The sequence below is a fragment of the Bacteroidetes Order II. bacterium genome, assembly GCA_016788705.1.
Classification (GTDB): domain Bacteria; phylum Bacteroidota; class Rhodothermia; order Rhodothermales; family UBA2364; genus UBA2364.
Map to the genome: position 1 here is coordinate 1 of JAEUSQ010000060.1, position 6,307 is coordinate 6,307.

At 47.4% G+C, this 6,307-nt stretch carries 4 protein-coding genes; 3 read left to right on the forward strand and 1 reads right to left on the reverse strand.

Going from position 1 to position 6,307, the window contains the following annotated elements; all coding sequences use genetic code 11:
• Positions 1-3,612 (reverse strand): DUF11 domain-containing protein (locus JNN12_15895; protein ID MBL7979819.1); only part of this gene is annotated, 3,612 nt, incomplete at its 3' end.
• A gap of 562 nt (positions 3,613-4,174) precedes the next feature.
• On the opposite strand from JNN12_15895, the gene JNN12_15900 reads away from it, so the two are divergent.
• The 3 genes from JNN12_15900 to JNN12_15910 all read left to right on the forward strand — a co-directional run bounded on the left by JNN12_15900 (position 4,175) and on the right by JNN12_15910 (position 5,535).
• Positions 4,175-4,627 carry a type II secretion system F family protein gene (locus JNN12_15900; GenBank protein MBL7979820.1) on the forward strand — a complete coding sequence of 151 codons (453 nt, stop codon included), beginning with the start codon at positions 4,175-4,177 and terminating at the stop codon, positions 4,625-4,627.
• A 109-nt stretch (positions 4,628-4,736) separates the two neighbouring features.
• A complete protein-coding gene (locus JNN12_15905; protein MBL7979821.1) occupies positions 4,737-5,219 on the forward strand; it encodes a hypothetical protein in 483 nt (160 codons plus the stop codon).
• Complete coding sequence (locus tag JNN12_15910) at positions 5,200-5,535, forward strand: hypothetical protein (protein ID MBL7979822.1); 336 nt, start codon at positions 5,200-5,202, stop codon at positions 5,533-5,535. The genes JNN12_15905 and JNN12_15910 overlap by 20 nt, the downstream gene beginning before the upstream one ends.
• Positions 5,536-6,307: the final 772 nt, after the last annotated feature.

The following is a 6,307-nucleotide window of genomic DNA, read 5'->3' on the forward strand; positions in this document are numbered from 1 at the left end:
TGGAAGCATATCTCGGACGACTACCCCATTCGCCGTTCCAGGGCCTTTGTTCACCAAAGTGAGCGTAAACGTAAGGGTATCTCCCGGACGAACAACCGGACTACTGGAGGTTTTGGTTAGCTCCAAATCTGCCGTTGGCACTACGCCTGAACAAGTCGGCGGGGCGGTAACGGTGACGGGCGTGTTGGTACACGTTGCGGTTGTGTTGTCCGTCAGCGTAAGCGTAAGATTCCCGCCGGAGATCGGGAAAGCGGCGCTTGACGCACTTGTTACGCCATAATTGACGCTGGCAAAGACCGTTGAAGTCGGTGCCGGTGCAATCTTGTCCACCTTGTAGGTTGCTCCTGTATTCGATCCCGTTGTGCTGATGGTAAAGGTGAAGGTGTCATCGGCGGGATCGCTCGGCGTACCATTGTTGCTACAGGTTGGGGTAACGGTGGGCGTGTTGATGGAACACGTTGCTGCCGCAATAAACCCAAAGTCCACCGAAAGATTAGAACGATTATCGGCAAAGGCATCGTTGTCGTCATCGGTGGCACTGCCTTTTCGATCCAATTCGTTCGTTGGTTCTGCAAGTCCTGTCCCTTCTCCCAAAGTAACGATCCCGGACCGAACCCCTGTGCCGTCCACAATGGTTCCGTTGTCGTTGTTATCGCCATCCGAATCTGGATCGGCTTCTTCACCAACCGTCGAGGACGTTTTGCCTGTTAAGGCAGCAGGATTCAGCGCGGAGGCTTGGTTCGATGGAATTTTGACGTAATAATCGCCTGCGGTTAAAGCAGTGAAGAGGTACTTCCCATTCACATCCGTATTGGTGGAGGTAATGAGGGTATTGGCGCTGTTATAGAGTTCGACCAAAACACCTTCAATCCCCATTTCGCCGCTATCTGCCATGCCGTCTTGATTGGTATCCATCCACACCAAGTTTCCCAAACGATAACCCGGAATCATGGCCCCCGTTGGAATGGCAATGCCCACTTTACGGGGTTCGGCGGTGTCTAAACGGGTTGTGGTAACGGTAGGATCAAGTCCTGCATTGGTGGAACGGTGGGCAATGGAGTTCCAAGCCACTGCTTCAAAAGGAGCCGTCACGGGCACTTGCATAGGCACATTCAGAATGATTTCTTTCCCTGCTTCCCAGTGTGGCGCATTGGTAAAGGGTACTTTTAGTCGAAACCCTTTGACGGCGCTCCAGTTTGTGACAGTGGTTGTCCAGTCGTTGGTACAAGCGCCCTGCCAACCCGATTCATTGGTGGAGTTAGACATTTCAGGGCGGCAAGGATTGGTGGAAAAGGTGTAAGCAATCTCGGCACCGGGCAAGGTGAGTACAGATGTTGTATAAGCATCTGCTGCAGTTGGTGGTCCGACCATGAGCGGTGCCCATTGGGTAAGCCGGGTTTGTGGGGCAAGAATTTCCGAAACGCCTGTATCGCCCACAAAGGGGAAAACATCATAAGCTACATAGTCTTTAAGGGCAAGGTTTCCATAGTTAATGAGCTTGATTTTGTAATCAAACGTACCACCCGGAACGGTACGTGCAATACAGGGGAAACGGGTATAAGCCCCGTCTAAGGTCGGGCAAAACGCATCGGGAATGGCGGGCGTGCTGGCAGGATCATCCACATTGGGGAGTGAAGCATGACCTTTAATCCATTTCTCGGCACCCATTACCACTGCGGCAACGACTGAAAAGCTTGCGCCATAAGAACGACAGATTAACTCTGTTGTATTGCCATCGCCATCCAGATCGTTCACATCTGCTTCCTGTACGGTTATGCTTCCATAAAAATTTCCAGCACAGGCCAAGTCATTGTTGTAGGCACGACTGCTCACAAAGAGTCGGTTGGCGTAGTTCCCTACAGGCGTTCCAGCCTTAATCTTAGCCACAAATTTTATATAAAATCCGCCATATGTTCCTTGAAGAGGCGGCATGGCGTAGGAGTTTGCAACTCCCGGTGTTCCATCCACCCTAAAGGAGCCAGCAGGAACCGTATTGCCATATACCCAACGGACTAAAGTGCGCCCTGTGCCATTATAATTATTTAAGACCTCTAAATTGGGTGAGGGCGCAGTTGGATCGGTTGAGGTGAAAGAAACCCAACGAACAAACTCTAATTCTGGTGGGAGTAAGTCTGATAAAATAGGATCGGGAAAGGGTGCTGTTCCCTCTGAATTACCTGCATAAACATTAAATTCAACCTCATCTCCTGGTTTCAACGATCCCGAAGTGGCGAGAATTTTATTGGAACCCATGCGTGGAATTGCAGCTGGAATCGTCAGGTCATGGCAGCTTTGTTGCGGAGTAGCAAGCCCCGTAAAATTAGCACTTGCACAGTTTTGTATGGTTGTTCCCGCAGAGCCGCTTGGAATGGTAAAATAAAAACCGGGACCTCGTTGACTTTCACATAGAAAGCAAGCTCCATACACGGTTTCGGTTGCGATGGGTATATCATTTAGGAACACCCAGCGGAAGTTTGTTACGCCTGCGTTAGGGTAATCAATGCCCCCAATGAACTCTCGTGCGCCCGATGGGGAGCCATCTTGTGTGCCCAATGGTGTCCAAGAACCGCCATTATCCGTAGAGTATTCGACACGGGCTTGGATAGAGGTTGTAGGTTGCCACCGCCCAGAATAAACCTTGGAAAACTGAAGCCCCGCAGGAACAGTTTCGGTTATAACCAAGTTTTGAAGCGGCGTATTAGAGTCATTGGTATGGAACCTAAGCCGCCAAAAATAGTCGCTACCGCCTTCTGAAGGGATTGGAGCATCATAGGATGGGTAAAATTTTTGGAAGGTAATGGCGGGTGTTGCCGCACTAAAACCGTGTGTTGCAGAAGCACATTCATGGAGGTTACCATAGGGTGAGCTGCCATCCGCGCAAGCTTCGTTGGTGACATTACTGCTACCAAAAGTACCCGACGGATAATTCAATACAATGATCCGCTGGGCAATTCTAAAGCCTCCGGCACCGGGGATACCAGCGTTGATCCACGTCTGTACCAAGTTAGTACTTGGCAAGGTCCAGGTAATCGTGTTACCACTTACTGTACCACCGTCTGCATTCACAACTGTCGCCCCTGCTGGGAACGTATCTGTCAGCGTGACAGGCGCGACATCCACATTTCCATTGATTGTTGTTGCCCAAAACTCAATAATATAGGTGACATCCGTGCCTGTGGCAGGGTTGCCCGTAGGTGATCCCTTAATTTTAGACATGGTGTATTTGGGAGAAGGCGGAGTGGAGCTAACCGTTAAGTTTACGGAAGCATTCAGCGTCCCATTGGCAGGATCAATAGGGTCGGTAATCACAGAGGTTCCCGGAATATTGATGGTTTGCCCTGCTGCGCTGGGGTCAATCCGAAACGTCACCAGTACATCTCCAGAATTTCCATCATTATAAGGGTTTCTGTTGATGGTAAGGTTGCGTGTACCTGCATCGTATGATCCAGTTGTTCCGGTAGGGGTCGCCATACTTACAAATTGTAAGGTTGTAGGAACAGGTGTTATAATCGTCAGAGCGCCACAACCTGTTGTAAGACTAGAGCAGGAATACCGATACCGAATTGTTACCATTGCCGCAGGGTCGTAAGGGCCTGCATATGGCAAATCCATAGAGAAGGTTTGCGCCCCTGCACGTATATTAGTGCTTTCAGTAGGCTTAGCAAATGCCCAAAGGGGGCACATCACACAAATCCATAAAACAATACTTATCTTATTTTTACTTACTTTAATCATGATAAATTTACTTTTTAAGAAAAACAAAAAAGAACAAGCCTATTAAGGTGTTGCTATGTTAAATAGCTCAGCCGTTTTAGATTAATACTATTAACAAATCTCGTACCACAAAAAAGTTCTTAACCAAGCAAATAACATACTAATCCACACTATATTTATATAATGCAGTTTTTATTCTATGAAGAGATTAACTTTATATCCTATCCATTAATCAAAAAAAAACATAAACTTATAACCATAGAAGGACGCGAATCAAAAAATATATTCTTATTATATTCACATTAAAGATGTCATAAAAATAGATGCTCAAAAATACTGTCTCAATATGTCAAGCACCATATCGCACAGAATTAATGTTGAGGTGGCCTGATTTAGCCGGATACAGATCTCACTTAATTTTGTGCCATGAAGAAACAACGCGAAGAAGCAAGTCCTACAGGTGCGAATTCCGGTGGCGGGGCGCTTGTGGCGCGAGGCGATGACGGCACGGTTTTGCCAAATGTTGGGCACTTTGCTACAAGGTGGGGTCTTGCTAACCGATGCACTCCACATGCTAAAACAAAACCTGCCCGGTTCGTTAATGGGCAAAGAAGTTGCAACCATGTACCAACGGGTACTCCAAGGAAAGGGCATGGCCCATCCCACCCGCGAGGCGACTCTCTTCCCGGATCTGGTGGTACAAATGATGGTAGTAGGCGAGGAAACCGCCCGTTTAGACGATATGTTGCTCCATTTGGCCACGCACTACGAAGCCCAAGTGGATGATGCCGTCCAAGCCTTATCCGCTGTCTTAGAGCCGGTGATGATTGTGGTTTTGGGATTGGTGGTTGGGTTTATCCTTATTGCGATGTACTTGCCAATTTTTAGACTGGTAGAGGTAATGGGTGGGTGAAAGATTGATTTTGCATATATTAAACTTGCATTTCCCTTTCCAGATTCATACTTTACTATCTCATAAACTACGTTTAAAGACCTACACATATGAAAAAAATTATTTATCTTTGTCCGTTTTGGTAATGGGTTTTGGTGTCTTATCTGCGCAAGAATTAGGCTCTATTCCAGCCATACGTCCAGACTCTTGCGATGTTGTGCTATCAGCCAAAAGACCCGCTTCTGTGGACTCCAACTTTATCAAGTTTAACGATGGCAGAGTCCAATACACGCCATTTACTGTCCGAAAAGCCCGCGTTCTAAGACCCGGCGCACTTGTTTTGCAGGACAATAGCGAGGTTTTTTTTACCGAAATAACTGCCTATGCAAATAGTGAAGGGTATTTTCGGGTCAAAATCACCGAACAGTTTTTAAAGATTACCGAAAAGATTTATAAACGAACCGTGCAAGGTGCGATAGACCTATATGAGATAGATGAAATAGAGAGTACACCCTCCAGTTTTATGACTACTGCTCCGGGAAGGGCGCCAATTATCACCGGTGGAAATCGGAAAAAAGGTAAGAAATTTCTATGTGACCACAAAAAACAATGACAAACTCCCCCCCTTAACCCTCGACGAGGCGGTTTTTTTGCTCAAGGATAGCCCCTCAGCCACTGCCCTTCTTATGGAACAGGAAAAGAAAGTAGAGAAACTAAAAACCGCCAAGGCTCCTATGACGGCTGGAGCGGTTATAGGTGGGCTATTGCTTTTGGCGGGTAGTCAGACAAAATCCACTGGCCTTGTTGCGGCAGGTATTGTTATTGGCTTTGGTGGCTTAATCGCTTCCGGTATGAAAAAAAGCTGGGGGAAACAGATTTCAGGGCTAACGCCCCTCAAAACATTTTCTCTCTGCACCTTGCTACTATGATTTCAGGGCTAACGCCCCTTGTGCAGAATAAATGGCTTGGCGAAACCGCGTGAAGATGACTTGGCTTCAAAGAACAGAGGGAAGCTACGGGGTTTTTGTAGAATTTGGATGAGAAAGGGGCGTAGCCCCGACCTCTTCGTAGAAAGACGGCCACAACAAACCAAAAAGGGGCGTAGCCCTGCCATCTAACCAACCCCGTTGCTGGGGGAAAACAGATTTCAGGGCTAACGCCCCTTGTGCAGAATAAATGGCTTGGCGAAACCGCGTGAAGATGACTTGGCTTCAAAGAACCGAGGGAAGCTACGGGGTTTTTGTAGAATTTGGATGAGAAAGGGGCGTAGCCCCGACCTCTTCGTAGGAAATACGGCCACAAGACACAAAAAAGGGGCGTAGCCCCGACCTCTTCGTAGGAAACACGGCCACAAGACACAAAAAAGGGGCGTAGCCCTGCCATCTAACCAACCCCGTTGCTGGGGGAAACAGATTTCAGGGCTAACGCCCCTTGTGCAGAATAAATGGCTTGGCGAAACCGCGTGAAAATGATTTGGCTTCAAAGAACCGAGGGAAAATGTGGTTTTTTTGTGGATGCGGTTATAAAAGCAAGGATATTTATGCATCAATTGTTTTTTTGAAAGTAACTGGTTAGCCTGATTCCAAAATTGTTATCGGGCATTGAAAAATAGTTTATTTTTGTGTTTCAATGGAACTACCCAACGACATAGCAAGCTGCCACCGGATAATCCTGGAATTGGTAGCCGTTATTGAAGGCTTC